Origin of the sequence: Edaphocola flava, from assembly GCF_004118155.1 — a bacterium.
In the GTDB taxonomy this organism is placed as follows: Bacteria; Bacteroidota; Bacteroidia; order Chitinophagales; family Chitinophagaceae; genus Edaphocola; species Edaphocola flava.
In genome coordinates, this window is the sequence record NZ_SAIQ01000003.1 from 236,393 (window position 1) to 253,453 (window position 17,061).

Sequence of the window (17,061 nt, forward strand, 5' to 3'; positions counted from 1 at the left end):
CTATCAATATACTATTTGGTATTTATGTTTAAATATGTTCACTTTTCAAATACTCCGGACAAGATTTTCCAGTGACGACTCGTCTTCCAATGCGAGCTTTTTCCGTAAACGGTAACGTGCCTTCCGTACAGAATCGGGAGAAATACCCAGCATAGATGCCGTTTCTTTTGTATTGAAATTTAGTTTTACAAGCGTAAGCAGGCGCACTTCCGCCGGTGTAAGATTTGGGAATGTATGGTTGAGCCGGGTAAAAAAATGCTCGTGTACTTGTTCTACAAGACTCGTAAATTCTGCCCAGCCTTCTTCTGTGATCAGGCTGGCTTTTTCCAGCTGCGCCAGAATAGCCACATCTCTTTCAGAGATCTCTCTGTGTACTATTGTAGCTGTCTGTGCATTTTGCTCCAGCTTTTGCTGCAACTCTTCCAGCATAATGTTCTTATTACGTATATTTTCCAGGTAGGTATCGAGCTGCTTACGGGCATTATTGAGGTTCAGCTGGTAGATTTTTTGTTCATTTTTGCGGTTCTTCCGTTGTGTATACAATATTTGTAATACAATAATCAACACAAATACAGATATTATAATAATAGAGTTCCGCAGCCAAACCCCTCTTTTGCGTTCGCTCTCCATAAGTTTCATCTGTGTCTCATGCACACGGCTCACTACTTTTAGTTCAAGGTTACGAAAAGAAGATGTACCTTTCTCATTGATTAATTTCTGAAAATAAGTAAAAAAGGAATCCTGGTACCGGGCTTGTTTCTGATAATCTCCCATCTCCCGATAATACTGCGATAACTGTGCATAATATTCCTTCTGAGAATTTGTAGTCATGCAATTACAGGCCTTATAAAGGCTGTCCGCATCAGAAAGCGCTTTTTTTGCATTGTCGTATTGCTTTTGGTGCAAAAACGCCTTGGCCTGCATTAACCGGGCACCTCCCGCACTTTTCCATTGTTTATGCAGACTGCTGATCCGGTAATCTTTTTCCAGGTAAAAGAGTGCCTGCTTGTAGTCAGCAAGTTTCATATAGATCGCACCTATATTTCCCGACATACTACCTATTTCAGCGGTGTCTTTAAACTGTTCCACTAAAGCAAGGGCTTTCATACTGGCCGCTAGGGCTTCTTTATCTTTATTTTGCCAGTAGTTTGCTAAACCTATACCTCCCCAGCAGGTATACTCATCCATATTACCGCAGAATGGATAGTGAGTGGCCATATCCAGGTAATATAATCCTAAATCGTAGTCACTGTAATCGCAGTACATGCCTCCCAGTACGGTCAGGAAGGATGCTACATGAGGAAAATCTGCTTTTTGTTTTAAGGAAACCACGACCTCTTTTGCATATAACATTGCCTCAATAGCCGGTGCAGTCTGATTATTTACGTAGAGCATGTAGCCCATACGGTAATGAAGGTAAGCATCAGCTATAGTATAATTATAACTTTGCAGCTGCTGTATAGCGTCACGTATGCTCAACCATGCACTGCTGTCTCCGGGGCTGGTGCGAAATTGCTCCTCAGCGCGCTGTACCTTTATGGCTATCGCCGACAGTTCTCCTTCCGGTTTCTGTTTCCGGACAGAAGTTTTGGATGTACAAAGATCCGTATCCCAAAACTGCAAAAGTGAAGATTCATTGTTGAGGCGTTGTGCAAAACCGGAGGTATAGCACAATAACATACACAGAAAACTGAAGAGTAGCCGGCTGTAGATGCGGATATGGTGCACCATGTAAGAATTTGTAATAAGGTAATAATGGGTTAATGTGTTTAAAGATAATACAATTTACAGGATTTTCATTTTGAGCAGCAACTAAAAGGTTATCGCTGTAAGGAATGCATCAATTAATTTTTGTTGATGAGATTGCCGGATCAGGCTTGTAAATACGGCATTACTAAATCGTTGGATTGGTCGATTATGTCTAAATCATAATCTGGACAGCGCGGGTTTCGTCGGAGATCTTGCCTGCACATTGAATTTTCGCAAGGGCCTTTAACCCTTGTTTCTTGACCGTAACTTTCGATTCAGGACAAAAGATTGTAAATCATAATAGAATGCCGATATACTTTTCCAAAAGAGAATATATTCATAATAAAAGCGCAGTACTGAAAAGTACTGCGCTTTTATTATGAATGTTTTATTTACCCTTAATCGCATTCCAGGTTTCAAACAGGATATCCTGTGAAGGGCGATCGGCCGGCATTTCGCTCAGCGGTTCGCAGGCGCGCCAGTGCTGTTGCATATCCAGTGGCAGGCTCTGGTATAATTGAGTGCCTTTTGTTTTCCAGGCAATCATATCATCGCTCACTTCTTTAATGATCTTAGCCGGATTACCGACAACCAGGCTTCTGCGGGGAATGATAGTATTGGCATTGATAAAGGATAAGGCACCTACAATGCTCTCCTCGCCTACCTCTACATCATCCATAATCACTGCATTCATCCCGATCAGGCAGTTGCGACCAATATGGGCACCGTGAATAATGGCACCGTGACCGATATGGGCACTTTCATCCAATTTAACGGTAACACCGGGAAACATATGTATGGTACAGTTTTCCTGTACATTACAACCATCTGCAATCTCAATACCGCCCCAGTCGCCGCGCAGCGCTGCTCCAGGTCCGATATAAACGTCCTTGCCAATAATAACATTACCCGTTACGATTGCCTGCGGGTGTACAAAAGCAGTCGGATGCACCACTGGTATAAAACCTTTAAATTCGTATATCATATGCTATAAATCTTTTTTAATGGCATTTAAAATGTTCGAATGGCTCTTTACAATCCAGGCAACGATACATTGATTTACAACTCGTAGCTCCGAAGCGGCTGACCAATTCGGTATGTGCACTGCCGCAACGCGGACAGGCCACTTCATCTTCTTCGAACAGACCCAGGTCATCTTTTGAGCCGCGTACCGGTGGCACAATATTCAGGGCCAGCATTTTGGCACGACCGCTTTCCGTGATCCAGTCTGTAGTCCATGCCGGACTTAACTGCTGTTCGATATGCACATTCTTCACGCCTCTTCCCAGTAAGGTCATCCGTATTTGCATGGCAATAATATCCATAGCCGGACAACCGCTGTAGGTTGGTGTAATCATTACCCTCACCGTGTCTTCATTGACCACCGTCACCTCCCTGAGTATGCCCATCTCGGCAATGCTCACCGTAGGGATCTCCGGGTCGGTCACTGTCTCCAGCCAGGACTCTATCTGCTCCTTAGACCACATATTAGTTTACTTCTACAATTAAAAATTTCAGGTACTGCGTATTCGGCACGTTCCATACAATCGGGTGATCGGCCGCCTGGGTTTGCCAGGTTACTTGTCTGATCTGCTTTTTGGCATCTTTAGCCGCAGCCTCGATTGTTTTCAGGAACATATCCGGTGGCACCAGGTTGGTACAGGATGCCGTTACCAGGAATCCACCAGGCTTCAGCAGTTTCATACCGCGCAGGTTGATTTCTTTATAACCGGTAACCGCTTTCTGAATATTGGCGCGGCTTTTGGTAAAGGCCGGAGGGTCCAGCATCACCGTATCAAAACGTCTGCCTTCTTTTACCCATTTCTTCAGTACATCAAATGCATTTACACATTCAAATGAACAGATATCACTAAAGCCGTTCAGTTCGGCATTACGTCTTGCCGTATCAATGGCTTTGTCCGAAATGTCCAGTCCCAGTACACTTTTAGCACCATAACGAGCTGCATGGTTGGCAAAGGTGCCAGTATAACAGAACGCCTCTAAAACGTCTGCATCTTTCACCACAGGAGCAATCGCACGGCGGTTATCCTGCTGATCGAGGAAGTAGCCGGTTTTTTGTCCGTTTACGATATCAACGTGAAACTTAAGTCCGTTTTCATTGATGATGATATTGGTATCAAACGGATCGCTCAGGAAGCCTTTTACCTGCTCCATGCCCTCCAGTTCGCGTACCGGCACATCATTTCTTTCATAAATACCTTTTGGCTTGAAAATAGTATTCAAAGCCTTTACAATAGCACCTTTCCAGCGTTCGATACCCAGAGACATCGTCTGGATCACGAAATAATCATTGAACTTATCAATGATCAGCGCCGGTAAATCATCTGCCTCACCGAAGATCAGGCGGCAATTTTCAATATATCCCAGTCGCTGGCGGTAAGCCCAGGCCTTTTGTATTTTATGTAAAAAGAATTCGTCATTGATCTCTTCCTGCTTGCGGGTAAGCAGGCGCACTTTGATCTGCGACAAAGGATTGATATATCCTTTACCTACAAAAGAACCATTAGAAGAAAATACATCAACAATATCTCCCGATTCATAAGCACCTACTTCGTCTCCAATCTCATTGTTAAAAATCCAGGGGTGTCCGTCTGCAATTCTGCTGCTGATCTTTTTGTTTAGAAAAATTTTGGCCATAGCGCAAAATTACGTGAAATAAGCGAGTTATCTAAGGTTATAGGCCATATGCAGATTGTTAATTAGCAGATTAGTTAAGATTCAGTCCAAAGGCCAGACCATACCATATTTTGTTCTGGTACATCCAGTCTTTACGGTTGCGGTCCAGCAGGTAATCATAACCGGCAGAAATGCCGACTGTAAAACGGTTGACGGCAATAATACCGGCAATACCCCTGGACCATACAATGCCATCATAATCGGGCATGGCCGGATTGGCAGTTGTATAGGTATTGATGGCTGTATTGCCCGCTCCGGTAAATAACCCGACAGAAAACCCAAAGTGATTAATGTTGCGCTGAGCCTTTCCCAGGGGGCTTTTCTCGTAATTGACCCGATACAGATCGGTGCGATAACCCAGGTACAATGCACCGTTCAAATTGGTATTCAGTTGTGGCGCCATTCCCTTGCGCGCCGGACGGTATTTTAAAGGAATCGTCAGTACATCGGCATCAAAAGTATGCCTGCTGAAGGTGGTAAGCATCGGTGTATTATCCTGCAATACCATTGGGAATATAAGCGGAGCAAGGCTGGTGTCTGCGAGGTGTGTATTTGCTACCGTTTTATGGACCCGCAGATCATCATCCGCTATATCCACATAGACCTTGCTATGGGAGGAATCGGTATGCTGTATGTAAAATGCATCTGTAAATTCTGTTTTGGAAGACTTCTTTAATAACGCGCAGCTTCCTGAACAGAAAGTAATGATCAGTATTAAAAATAGATTCGTTTTCATATGTATATACTCTTTTATCTGTATTGATAGTTCAGCACGCCGGCAAAGATAAGGGCTCTGCCGGCATCGCCGGCAGAGCCCTTAATAAAGAAAGATTAATATATTATAATTTACCGGCCTTCATATTATTCAGTACTTCTTCCATCTCTTCCAGACCGTCTGTTACTTCAGCAGCTTTCAGTAATTCGATGGCGGCAGTTTCCTGTTTAATCGCCTCTTCTTTCTCTCCGTTGGCAAATAAAAGGTGTGCATAGGTATCCATACACGCAGCACGCATAGAAGGATTAGCGCTACCAATCAATTCAACTGATCTTTTGCTCCATTGCAATGCTGTTTTATATTGCGCCTGATCTTTACCTTCGTAAATGCCCCAGGCCAGTTCATTCAGATCATTGGCCGCATTGAAAGAAACCATATTATTGATCATCGGGTTTTGCTCCAGTACGCGTGCAATCTGCGCCTGTTGCTGTTCTGCAGGTACATTAGCCGCGATCATCTGGTTCTTCATAGAAGCAATAGTCTCTCCTTTCTTCACCTCATCATCATTGGCATATGCTTCTGCAGTTCTGCTGCTCAGGAATTGCCCTTTCTCCATCTGGAACTTCTGCATCGCTGCCTTATCTCCTTTCGCTCTGTAGAAATATTCGCGATAGAACATCATATCGGCATCCGGAGTTTTACTGCGGCGCTCTACAATAGGACGCACGGTAACATCGAAGCGGGCAATGGCACCTTCCTTACCTAACTTTTCTGCCGTAGGTACCAGCAAGGTATTGGTAAAGTTGTTGAAGAAATCAGGCACTTCTTTTGATTTCAGTGCATTGATCTTATCTTTATGATCAGACAGTAATGCATAAGCCTTATTATCTATCGTTTGAATGTTGTCTGCCAGGTAAACCAGGTCTTTATCAGCCGGGTTTTTAGCATTAACATATTTGGTTACATATTTATCCAGGGCGGCATCATTTTCTTTACCCAGGCGTTTCGCTTTCTGCAGGTACTGCGTCAGAAAGTCTTTTGTCTCAGAACCTTTTTTAAAGCTTACAGCATACCAGTCCCAGTTGTGCGGATCTTTATTTTCCTCAATAGCCACATCAGCATTATGCAGGAATCCGTCCAGATCACTAATGCCCATACTGGTATAGACTACAGAACCATCAGGCTTCAGGTACAGGCTGGTTGGGTAGCCACTCACATTATACTTCTGTGCAACCTGTATACCCTCTCCTTTTTCCGCATCTATCTTATAATTGACAAAAGCAGTATTGTATTTATCTCCGGCTTCTTTGGTCGGGAAAAATTCCTTTGCCATTTGCTTACATGGCCCACACCAGGTCGTGTAGATGTCTACAAAAACAATCTTATTTTCTTTCTTAGCTTTAGCCAAAGCTTCTGTAAAAGTACCTTCTTCAAATTTGATACCCTGTGCCCAAAGCATAAACGGGCTGACTGCTGCCAGAAGCAGGCTGAATACGGTTTTTTTCATGCGATTCAATGTTGTATATGTGATTGTGGTATACACACAATATTACGGAATTTAAACCATTTCAGCAGGCTTAACTTCTTTCAGGTACATCGCTTTTAAACGGTCGTAGAATGGATGTTTGTCGGCAAAGCTGGCGATCACATTGGCAATGATTGCGCCCAGCAAAAGGAAAAAGATCACACTGTGCCGGTCCGTCATTTCAAAAATGATAATAGCTGAGGTAAACGGAGCCCTTGTCACCCCGGTCAGGAATGCAGTCATACCGATCAGGATCAGCAGGTTGGCCTCTGGTCCCGTAAAGTGCATCCATTCTGCGAGAAAGGCCCCTATGGAGGCTCCTGAGCTGAGTGATGGTGCAAATACACCTCCCGCGCCGCCAAAACTGAATGATGCAATAAGACCATTCATCCGCACAAAGGGAGTATACCATTCTACGGACTTGCTGCTCGTAAATAAAGTACGTTCCATTAATTCCTTACCGGAACCCATCGCTTCTGTGCCCAGAAAGAATATAAAAGTGGCTACAAAAAGACCACAAAAAACAACTATTGCGACCTGTTGCCAGGTACGGGTAAACCGTCTGAACAACTGCATCACTTTGAGCAGGAGTACACACATCTTGCTGCCGAAAAATCCGGCAACAATAGCCGTAATGATTACTCCGGCTGTCAGCAACCATTCACTGCTATCCAGCTTTGGGTAACCCAGGTACAGATAAGATCCGCCCAGTCCCTGCGCTGTTAATCCCGCTACAATAACGGCAATAAACAGGGGTGATTTATAATGTTTGACGTGGAATTTGGAAAGCTCTTCTATAGCAAAAATAATACCGCCTAATGGAGTATTAAAGGCCGCTGCGAGGCCAGATGCTGCACCGGCAATAAGGATATTGCTTTGAGATATGGGAGGCCACCATTTGGGAAGCCATTTGTGTACCTGGTAAAAAATAGAACTGGCAATCTGTATCGTAGGGCCTTCGCGACCGGCTATTCCTCCGCCGACTACTTTAACAGCACTGGATAGGATCTTTACAATGATGATGCGCAGGCTCAGAAAACGGTGAATAAGTTTTCGTTCCTGTGGTTTACGCAGTTCGACAGCAGCCATTACCTGTGGTATACCACTACCCTTGGCATAAGGTGCAAAACGGCGCACCAGCCACCAGGAGAGTAAAAAGCATAAGGGCGTAACCGCGAAAATCAGGTATTTATTCAGCCGGAACAGGTAGCCCGATAACTCTTCGGAATAGCTGAATACTTTACTGTACAGCACGGCAACAATACCGGTTGCCAGAGAGGCTACCAGGAATGGAATAAACTGGAGCAGCTGCGTTTTAAGGCGTGTATTGGTTTCTGTTGTGCGATCGTATAAATCTTTAAGATAGCTCCTTGTGTACGCCACAGCAGCATTATTCTTTAGTCGGATGATTGTTCTTAAATGTTTTATGTTCAAAACAAGCAGCGTTTTCTTTAAAGATTAGAAAGTATATGAAATAATAAATGCCCGAAACCGGGCACTTATTTATTTATGATTAAAGTATTTCTTTTAATTTCTCGATAACCGTATCAATCTCTGCTGTGGTATTGTGTTTGCAGAAAGAGAATCTCACCGGTACCCTGTCGCTGCCCGGATCAATGCAGTTGATCACATGGCTGCCCACACTGGCCCCGCTGGAGCAGGCGCTGCCGCCGGATACACAGATGCCGGCCATATCCAGGCTCATCAGTAACATTTCTGACTTTTCTGTTTTAGGGAAAGATGCATTCAGTACTGTGTAGAGAGACTGCCCGTCCCAGTCACCATTGAAAGATACATCGCCAAGCTGCTGCTGCAATTGCTCTGCCATATATCTCTTCAGGCTGCGGATATAAGTAGAATCCTGTTCATAGGTTTCTGTAGCCATTTGTAATGCTTTGGCAAAACCTACAATACCGTAAAGGTTCTCGGTACCGGCACGCATATTACGCTCCTGACCACCACCGTTGATCATTGGTTTGATGCTTACTTCATCACTTATATACAGGATACCTACACCTTTCGGTCCATGGAATTTATGTCCCGCGCCGGTAGCAAAGTGTACATTGATCTGTGACAGATCTATCGGGTAGTGACCTACTGTTTGCACAGTATCGCAGTGGAATACGGCATCATGTTCTTTACAGATCTCCCCTACTTCCTGTATAGGCAGTAAGTTACCGATCTCGTTATTGGCATGCATCAGGGTCACCAATGTTTTGCCATCGGTATGTGACGCTAATAAATTACGTAAAGAATCCAGGTCTACATGTCCGGTCGGAAGAATGGTTACATAAGACACTTTAATACCCTGATGTTCCCAGTATTCTGCACAGTGCAGTGTAGCGTGGTGCTCAATCGGCGATGTGATGATGTGGTTACAGCCCAGATCACGGATGGCTGCACGGATGGCCGTGTTGCTGCTCTCTGTACCTCCTGAAGTGAAAAATATATTACCTGGTTTGGTATGTAGTATTTTAGCAACGGTTTTTCTGGCCGATTCAATGCCCATTTTACTCTCTCGCCCGTATGAATAGATAGAACTAGGGTTACCGAACTTCTCCGTAAGAAAAGGGAGCATTTCTTCTAATACTTTGGGATCCAGCGCAGTAGTAGCTGCGTTGTCGAAATAAATACGTTGCATAATTAAAAAATAATGGTCAAAGTTACAAAAAAGCACTTATTTCCCATAGTCTTTTCTACGCTTTGATAATTTTTTAAGAAGTCTTGATAAACTGCAGGTTTCGCTGTACCCCTTTCCATTTGGAACGCTTGATCGGGGAATGCCTGAGCAGCACCTTAAAAAAGTCTTCGTCCAGCTGTTCCCAGTCGCCTGTGGTGAAATTGAGAATTTCTGGTATAGGAGTAAAACGTTCTTCTGTATTGGGACTGGAAAAACGGTTCCAGGGGCATACATCCTGGCATACATCACAACCAAACATCCAGTTCTGGAATGTACCCGCCAGTTCGTTCGGGATCAGTTCATCCTTCAGCTCAATAGTGAGGTATGATATACATTTATTGGCATCGATCACAGAAGGAGATACAATAGCCTGCGTAGGGCATGCATCCAGGCAACGGGTACAGGTACCGCAGAAATCCTTTGCATACGGATCGTCATAATCCAGCTCCAGATCCACAATCAGCGTAGCCAGGAAGTAAAAAGAACCGGAAGATTTGGTAATGAGGTTTGCATTTTTGCCGATCCAGCCAAGCCCGCTCTTTTGGGCCCAGCGACGCTCTAGTACCGGGGCACTGTCTACAAATCCCCTACCCTCTACCTCACCCACCTGTTCCCGTAATCCGGCCAGGAAGGCATGTAATTTAGCCCTGATCACCTCATGATAATCCTCTCCGAAAGCATACTTGGCTATTTTGGGTGCATCTGCAGCCTGTTGCGCTTCAGGATAGTAATTCATCATCAGCGTGATAACAGATCGGGCACCGGGAACCAATAGTTTTGGATTGGTCCGCAGATCAAAATTGCGCTCCATATAACTCATCCCTGCATGATAGCCCTTGTTCAGCCAGGCTTCCAGCCTGCGGGCATCCTCATCCAGATGCTGTGCCTGCGCAATGCCACAGTAATCAAATCCCAGCTGTTTGCTGAGTTGTTTTACCGTTCGGGTATATTCACTGATGGTCGTCGCCTGCATATCTCCTGCAAAAATAACCAGAGATTGTCAATATACCCTAATTAACAAAAATGATTGATGCTCAATCTGCCAAATCTGTACCTTTGTGTCTTTTTCTAAATTATTTCCTGTGAGCTTTGCACGAACCTTTTTGGCGAAGAATGAGTCGCTGAAGAACAAAGAGTTCCTCTACTACCTGGTCATCCGTTTCGGGCTGATCTTTGCCCTGAGCCTGCAGTTTACCGTTATTACCTATTGGATTTACAAGATTACCGGGCATAGTAAAGTAGCCCTGGCGATGGTGGGCCTTGCAGAGGTAATCCCGGTAATAGGCAGCTCTTTTTTTGCTGGCTACCTTGTTGACCTCCGGGAGAAGCGAAAGCTGATGATCCAGATCATTACAGCCTATATCTTCCTCGGTGCGGGGCTTTTATACCTTTCCACGCCTGTTGCGGCGGAGCACCTGACGCATGATCTTCGCATAGTCCTTATATACCTGGTGATCTTCCTGGGCGGTATTATCCGTGCATTTCTGGGGCCTACTTCTTTTTCGCTGGTCAGTCTGCTGATTCCCAAAAACCAGTACCCTAACGGGGTGAGCTGGGCCAGTATGGCCTGGCAATTAGGGGCCGTGCTGGGGCCGCTCATATCTGGAGCAATCATTGCCTTATCAGGACCCATAACCGGTATGACTACCGTGGTGGTCATAGAACTATTACTGCTCTTACCGGCCATAGGCATCAAACCCAAACCTATCCTGCAGAAAGAGCGGGAGCCAGTACTGAAAAGCATCGGCGAAGGGTTACGTTTCGTATTCAAAACACCGACCTTATTAGGCGCACAATTGCTGGATATGTTTTCTGTATTATTCGGAGGCGCTATTGCCCTGCTACCAGCTATTCAGCAGGAACTATTTCCGGCAGATGGCAGCTTTTTCAGCGGACCGACGGCCTTTGGTGTATTGCGCTCTGCGACCGGTATAGGCTCGCTGTTGACGCTGGGTATACTTGCTTTCCTTCCCTTAAAAACCAATCCCGGCAAAAAGCTTTTTGCCTGCGTAGCGGGCTTCGGGCTCTGTATTATAGGCTTTGGCTTGTCTACCAATTTCTTTCTTTCCTTCTTCTGCATCCTGCTTTCGGGTATGTTTGACGGGGTAAGTGTGGTGATCAGAAGCACCATCCTGCAGCTGGTTACACCGGACGAAATGCGTGGACGGGTGGCCTCGGTAAACAGCATGTTTATCAGTTCCTCCAATGAGCTGGGCGATTTTGAAAGCGGGATGATGGCCAGCTGGCTGGGTACGGTACCGGCTATTGTAACTGGCGGTTGTATTACCTTACTGATTGTAGCCATAACCTATTTCAGAACACCACAGCTACGTAACTTCAAGTTCGAAGAACATCACGAATAGTGCAGCCTTCAGATACTTAAACGATATTAAACAAAACGGGAGCGATATTTATCGCTCCCGTTTTGCAAATGGCCTGAATACAATTCCGGCATGAAACCCAAGCCAGGACTTATCATAAGAAGGTTTATCCATACTGATTGTGGTCTGCAACTGATAAGGTGTTTTAAATATTTCAAAACCGGAAGGATCACTGATGCCCAGCTGAGGCGGTAAACTGTTCAGTGCAACTGTCTGATCACTGGCTCCGAAATAAAACCAGGTACGCATATGATTAAACACAATGCCGACCTGCAACCCGAGTGTTTTGCTGAGTGCATATTCATAAACCAGACCGGCTTTAAAGAGATTAGCCTCGCTGCGCACCACACCTTCTATACGTACCGTTGTCAGCGAATCCGGCGGGATGATGGAGTCATAAAAGACACTTGTTCTGGCTTTTGGCTGACCCCAGCTCGCATATACCCGTATCGCACTTTTATCATCAAGCTCCTGCCGGTAACCTATTCCATAACGCAGATGCGCACCGGTATTGTGGTATGCATAAGACAGGGAAACATACAGGCCATTTGTGCCTACAGACAATTGCGGATTCAGGTAGAATAACTCATCCCCATACAGCATCGCTTCTGCAAAAGGGCGCAATGACAGTACCGGTCTAAAAGGTGCTGCTCTTAAGCGCTTGGAGCGAAACAGCTCACGGGTATTCACACTACTTTCTGCAAGTGCCATTGCACCAGCCGGAACAATCTCCGAACTGCTGTCTGAAAGCGCATGCACATTGGGTTCCCAGGCCAGCGGACCAATGAATGCTTCCGGGCTGATGGTTGTTTTTGATAATATGGTATCCTGCCGCGTATCCGTTTTGGCAACTATAGGAATATTTTTGCGTTGTACCTTTTTCCGGCCCTTTGTTTTATACAGTACAATATGCTTGCCAACTATGTGGTGTCCGATATGGTATTGCTTCCGGAGATGGGCAAAGAGCTGATCCATGTCCGTGTATTGTCCTTTCAGTACAATAACCATATCCCCATTCACGGCTTTGGCATTGTAAGAAAAGGAAAGTTGCTTTTGGTGCTTCACCTCCTGCATCAGCTCATATAATGTATACCTGCCTTTGGGCAGATTGACAACTTTATTGGCCAGGTATACCTGCGCATGCATGTTCAGTGCAAACAGACAGCAAAAAATAAGGCTAATGATATAACGCATAGGATCAGTACAGGGAATAAACAGTGTCGTTTTCTTTTTTAACCTTGCAGGAAATAGTGGCACTCAGCATCTGCAGTACCTCATCTATACCGGCATGATCCGCTACCAGGTCTATCCGCTCCTCTTTGAGCGCCGCGCTGCTGATACGGATAGTATAGCCCAGTCGCTGCTGTATAATCTGTACAGCTTCTTCTAAGGAGATATTCCTGAGATTAAAGTCGGCATAGGGTGCAAACTTTGCCGGTGGCATCAGGCGTATAGATTGCCCTGCTGCCAGCAGAATAGTATCTGATGGCATATACAAAGCTACGGTTCCTTCCTGTACCCGTACTACAACACTATCATTAGTATTGCTCAGCAGGAAGCGCGTGCCGATATCTTCCAGGCTCAGCGTATCATTAAGGTGTAAGAACAGTCTTTGTATTTCCTTATGGCTGATGCTGAACTGTCCTCTACCGGTAAATCCTGCATTTATGATATTGTCTTTGATGTTGAATGCAAGAGCACTACCCGTTTGGCAATCGATGCGGTGATCGCTGTTCAGCAAAACACTGGTATCAATAGCAAAAAAGTGCGTCTCACCTTGTGTAAGGTATGGCCTATTGCCCTTTTGGTTGATGAAATACCAGGTTACCAGTAATGCCGGTACCAGTATAGCAGCCGCAATTTTTGCCATAGCAAAACGGTGCTTTTTTGGAGCAGTTGCATCATTATGTACCGGCAGCTTAGCCTTTAACTGCTGTAGGGTATGATCCGGATCGGCCTGCAGGTATTGGTCTTGCTGGTTCCAGGTCAGGAATAATTGGTCAAAATATTCTTTATGGCGCAAGTCTGCAGCACACCAGTCATCGATGAGCATCGCTTCCTCCGGACTGGCTTTGCCATCCATGTACTTAAGCAGGAGTTCAAAACTTACTTGCGGCATATGAATAATATAAATAGCATGGTGGTAATAGTAGATTGCGGTTGTCCCTGCAGGAAAGAGCGGATGAGCTTAAGGGCTTTGGAAATATGCCCTTCTACCGTTTTGGTAGAGATATGCAACTCTTCTGCAATCTCTTCATATTTCTTATGCTCCATGCGGCTCTTCTCAAATACAATACGGCATTGCGGTGGCAGACTATCCAGTATCTCATTGGCCATACGGTAAAATTCGGTGCGGGTATGCTGGTCGATCAGTTCTTCTTCTTTGTTAGGAGTGGATTGCTGCTGGGCAGAGAAGTTCCGGCCAAGGGTCTCCTGCCGGCTGCTGTTCCTGATCTGTTTCAGGGCATGATTGTGAATACTTCTGTATAGATAGGCTCTGGCATTCTGCACCTCCGTTTCCTCTTGTATGCATACATGATAATAGTTCAGGAACACATCTTGGGTGATATCCTGTGCCAGGGCAGAATCTTTAACAATCGTAAAAGCATAACGATATAAAGATTCAAAATGCTGTTTGTATATATGTTCAAAATCAGGCAAGCGTATGGATAAAGGGTTGATAACAAAACTAACAAAATATTCTCATGTTCCTATAGTTGCTCCAATCCCCCTTTCCTTGTGTTAATATTTTTTAAAATTAAATTGTGTACAATTTAATTTTAAAAAATATACTACTTTTGCATTGAGATTAAGAGAAACGATTATGCAGGAAGCACTTCTTTTAGAAAACCAGGTATGTTTTCCCATTTATGCCTTATCACGGCAGATTATACAATATTACCGCCCCATGCTGGATGCGCTGGATATTACCTATCCGCAATATCTGGTGATGATGGTATTGTGGGAACATGATACCCAAACGGTGAATCAGCTGGGGGCGCTGCTGAAACTGGATAGTGGCACCCTCACCCCACTGCTGAAAAGACTGGAGCTGAAAGGATTGATTATTCGTAAGAGAAGTAAGGCAGATGAACGTGTCGTAAATATCAGCCTTACCCCATCCGGCAGGGCAATGGAAGAAATGGCCTGTTCGATTCCGCACCAGATGCTGGAAAGTATGGGACTAAGCCTTGAGGAAATGCAGCAATTGAAACAACTGGCGGAAAAAATTTTAGACAAATAAATAAGTTCACAAATATAAAAACACTAATAAATGAAAACATTGTATACAGCAGTAGCTACTGCAAAAGGAGGCCGTAACGGCGAGGTACGCACCGATAATGGTGTACTGGATCTGACTGTTAGAATGCCTAAAGAACTGGGTGGTGCCAATAACGATCATACCAACCCTGAACAATTATTTGCAGCTGGCTATGCCGCTTGTTTTGACAGTGCATTGAACAGAGTGATCCAGATGAGTGGTACAACAACCGGTGAGACAAGTGTAATGGCCAAAGTGAGCATTGGACAGATTGGTAATGGTGCATTCGGACTGGCAGCAAACCTGGAGATCAATATTCCCGGTGTAAGCACAGAAGAGGCGCAAATGCTGGCAGATAAAGCACACCAGATTTGTCCTTACTCTAATGCTACCCGTAATAATATGGAAGTATTAATAACTGTAACCAATAACTAAAAACATATCCTATGCTGTCAGTAATCGCCAATATATTAGTTGCCGTAGTAGCCCTGGAACACCTGTACATCCTGTGGATGGAGATGTTTGCCTGGGAAACAGCAGGCAAAAAGACCTTTAAAAGTGCCTTACCGGAAGCCCTGTTCAAACCCACAAAAGGCCTGGCCGCCAATCAGGGTTTGTATAACGGATTTCTGGCCGCCGGACTGATCTGGTCATTGCTGATCTCCGATCCTGTATGGTCGGTTAATGTAGGTATCTTCTTCCTTTCCTGTGTAATTACAGCAGGTCTCTACGGTGCGTTTTCCGCAACAAAAAAGATATTTTTCGTACAGGCATTACCCGCCATACTGGCTTTAGTGTTTGTATTACTGGCCAGATAATCAGCGTGTTGATATAGAATAATTACATTAGGGGTTAGTATACCGGTCGTCCTTGTGGTGGCCGGTATTGTTTTTTATACAATAGCAGGCTCCAGGGTAAACAGCGTTACCTCCGGCCTTACATTAAACCTCAGGGGCCACAGGTGCCCTAAGGCACGGTTGATGTACAGAGTACGCTCCTTTTCCAGTTCAATCTTACCGGAAGTGTATCTTTTATTCTTTACAGGAAGGATCAAGGGATCCAGAAATGGCGGCCTGGCCTGCCCGCCATGTGTATGTCCGGCCAGTATCCATCCTTTATATCCATTCCAGATATCCAGGTCGCAAACATCCGGGTTGTGACACAATACAATACCGGCTTGCTCCGGATTATATGCATTCATTACTTTCCCCGGATCAAAAGATGGCCCCCAGTAATCATCGAAGCCTATAAAGTTAAGTCCTGCATATGCCTGCTGCTCATTGCGCAGCATATGAATGCCCAGTTGCTGCAACAATGCAGCGACCTCATTACCGACCTCTTTTTCTGCAAATTTTTTGCCGTAATCATGGTTCCCCATAATGCCCACAGTACCGAGACGCCCTTTGGGTGCATGCTGCATCACCTCTTCCAGGGAATGGAACAATACCTTATCCTTATATGTACTGACATAATCTCCGGTAAAGACCACAAAATCGGGCTGCAGCGCCTGTGCTTCTCTGAAGGTTTTAATGATATAGTCGTAGTTAAATCGTTTGCCGATATGAATATCACTGATCTGCATCAGTGTCTTGCCTGCAAGTTCCGCTGGCAGATGTCGCACCGGCATGGTCAGTTTCACCCAATCTACCCAATAGGGTTCTACCTGCCATGAATATAAGCCCAGCCCTAATCCGCCGGCACCAAGAGCCAGGCAGTAACGCATAAATTTCCTGCGGTTCATCATAAAATATATCAGCAAATCTGTATAAAGATAACGGGTACACAGTTGTTTCATTATGCACGGTGCAAAAAATAGACAATAAAGTATCCGCATGTAGACAACATTTGTACTGTTGTGTACTTTGATCGTTACTCTTCGGGCACCTCATGGTACAAGGCATGCAATCACCGCACCACCCAAATGGCTATTACTGTGATGAAAGCAATTTGTTCTGTACGGATCGCTATACCGGCCTTATACATCCGGCGTTAATAAAATCATTGGCTCGGTCGATAAAGTCGAAAACCATTGTCTGAAAGAAGTGAGTCTGG

General features: G+C 44.9%; 17 protein-coding genes. 4 read left to right on the forward strand and 13 right to left on the reverse strand.

What is annotated here, in order from left to right; all coding sequences use genetic code 11:
* Positions 1–45: 45 nt before the first annotated feature.
* The 9 genes from EMP01_RS10530 to queG form a co-directional block, all read right to left on the reverse strand.
* Positions 46–1,731: a hypothetical protein gene (locus tag EMP01_RS10530; RefSeq protein WP_129021479.1), complete on the reverse strand. Its 1,686-nt coding sequence runs from the start codon at positions 1,729–1,731 to the stop codon at positions 46–48.
* Positions 1,732–2,137: 406 nt separating this feature from the next.
* Entirely contained in the window at positions 2,138–2,734 is a 597-nt protein-coding gene (locus tag EMP01_RS10535; RefSeq protein ID WP_129021480.1) for an acyltransferase, read from the reverse strand.
* 16 nt (positions 2,735–2,750) lie between these two features.
* Entirely contained in the window at positions 2,751–3,236 is a 486-nt protein-coding gene (gene paaD, locus EMP01_RS10540; protein ID WP_129021481.1) for a 1,2-phenylacetyl-CoA epoxidase subunit PaaD, read from the reverse strand.
* Position 3,237: 1 nt separating this feature from the next.
* Positions 3,238–4,407: a class I SAM-dependent rRNA methyltransferase gene (locus EMP01_RS10545; protein ID WP_129021482.1), complete on the reverse strand. Its 1,170-nt coding sequence runs from the start codon at positions 4,405–4,407 to the stop codon at positions 3,238–3,240.
* 70 nt (positions 4,408–4,477) lie between these two features.
* Complete coding sequence (locus tag EMP01_RS10550) at positions 4,478–5,182, reverse strand: hypothetical protein (RefSeq protein WP_129021483.1); 705 nt, start codon at positions 5,180–5,182, stop codon at positions 4,478–4,480.
* A 103-nt stretch (positions 5,183–5,285) separates the two neighbouring features.
* Positions 5,286–6,668, reverse strand: a complete 1,383-nt coding sequence (locus EMP01_RS10555) for a thioredoxin family protein (protein ID WP_129021484.1) — start codon at positions 6,666–6,668, stop codon at positions 5,286–5,288.
* 51 nt (positions 6,669–6,719) lie between these two features.
* Positions 6,720–8,120 carry a chloride channel protein gene (locus EMP01_RS10560; protein WP_202616052.1) on the reverse strand — a complete coding sequence of 467 codons (1,401 nt, stop codon included), beginning with the start codon at positions 8,118–8,120 and terminating at the stop codon, positions 6,720–6,722.
* Between the two features lie 79 nt (positions 8,121–8,199).
* Entirely contained in the window at positions 8,200–9,327 is a 1,128-nt protein-coding gene (locus EMP01_RS10565) for a cysteine desulfurase family protein (RefSeq protein ID WP_129021485.1), read from the reverse strand.
* Between the two features lie 73 nt (positions 9,328–9,400).
* Positions 9,401–10,339 carry a tRNA epoxyqueuosine(34) reductase QueG gene (gene queG, locus EMP01_RS10570; RefSeq protein ID WP_129021486.1) on the reverse strand — a complete coding sequence of 313 codons (939 nt, stop codon included), beginning with the start codon at positions 10,337–10,339 and terminating at the stop codon, positions 9,401–9,403.
* Positions 10,340–10,448: 109 nt separating this feature from the next.
* Between queG and EMP01_RS10575 the strand changes: the two genes are divergently transcribed.
* Positions 10,449–11,729: an MFS transporter gene (locus tag EMP01_RS10575; protein WP_237559520.1), complete on the forward strand. Its 1,281-nt coding sequence runs from the start codon at positions 10,449–10,451 to the stop codon at positions 11,727–11,729.
* Positions 11,730–11,777: 48 nt separating this feature from the next.
* Here the strand turns inward: EMP01_RS10575 and EMP01_RS10580 are convergent, their stop codons facing one another.
* From EMP01_RS10580 to EMP01_RS10590, 3 genes are read right to left on the reverse strand one after another with little or no spacing between them, the layout of a single operon-like run.
* Positions 11,778–12,941, reverse strand: coding sequence for a hypothetical protein (locus EMP01_RS10580; RefSeq protein WP_129021487.1), 1,164 nt, complete (start codon positions 12,939–12,941; stop codon positions 11,778–11,780).
* A gap of 4 nt (positions 12,942–12,945) precedes the next feature.
* The gene (locus tag EMP01_RS10585) at positions 12,946–13,866 is read right to left on the reverse strand and encodes a DUF4974 domain-containing protein (protein WP_129021488.1); all 921 of its coding nucleotides are present in this window, start codon (positions 13,864–13,866) and stop codon (positions 12,946–12,948) included.
* Positions 13,854–14,408 (reverse strand): RNA polymerase sigma-70 factor, encoded by a 555-nt coding sequence (locus EMP01_RS10590; protein WP_161971315.1) that lies wholly within the window; start codon positions 14,406–14,408, stop codon positions 13,854–13,856. Before EMP01_RS10590 ends, EMP01_RS10585 begins: the two co-directional genes overlap by 13 nt.
* Positions 14,409–14,550: 142 nt before the next feature.
* On the opposite strand from EMP01_RS10590, the gene EMP01_RS10595 reads away from it, so the two are divergent.
* The 3 genes from EMP01_RS10595 to EMP01_RS10605 are packed head-to-tail and all read left to right on the forward strand — an operon-like array spanning position 14,551 to position 15,827.
* The gene (locus EMP01_RS10595; RefSeq protein ID WP_317125605.1) at positions 14,551–14,991 is read left to right on the forward strand and encodes a MarR family winged helix-turn-helix transcriptional regulator; all 441 of its coding nucleotides are present in this window, start codon (positions 14,551–14,553) and stop codon (positions 14,989–14,991) included.
* Between the two features lie 30 nt (positions 14,992–15,021).
* Positions 15,022–15,444 carry an organic hydroperoxide resistance protein gene (locus EMP01_RS10600; RefSeq protein WP_129021490.1) on the forward strand — a complete coding sequence of 141 codons (423 nt, stop codon included), beginning with the start codon at positions 15,022–15,024 and terminating at the stop codon, positions 15,442–15,444.
* 11 nt (positions 15,445–15,455) lie between these two features.
* Complete coding sequence (locus EMP01_RS10605) at positions 15,456–15,827, forward strand: DUF1304 domain-containing protein (protein ID WP_237559521.1); 372 nt, start codon at positions 15,456–15,458, stop codon at positions 15,825–15,827.
* Between the two features lie 74 nt (positions 15,828–15,901).
* Here the strand turns inward: EMP01_RS10605 and EMP01_RS10610 are convergent, their stop codons facing one another.
* A complete protein-coding gene (locus EMP01_RS10610; RefSeq protein WP_237559522.1) occupies positions 15,902–16,804 on the reverse strand; it encodes a metallophosphoesterase in 903 nt (300 codons plus the stop codon).
* Positions 16,805–17,061 lie beyond the last annotated feature (257 nt).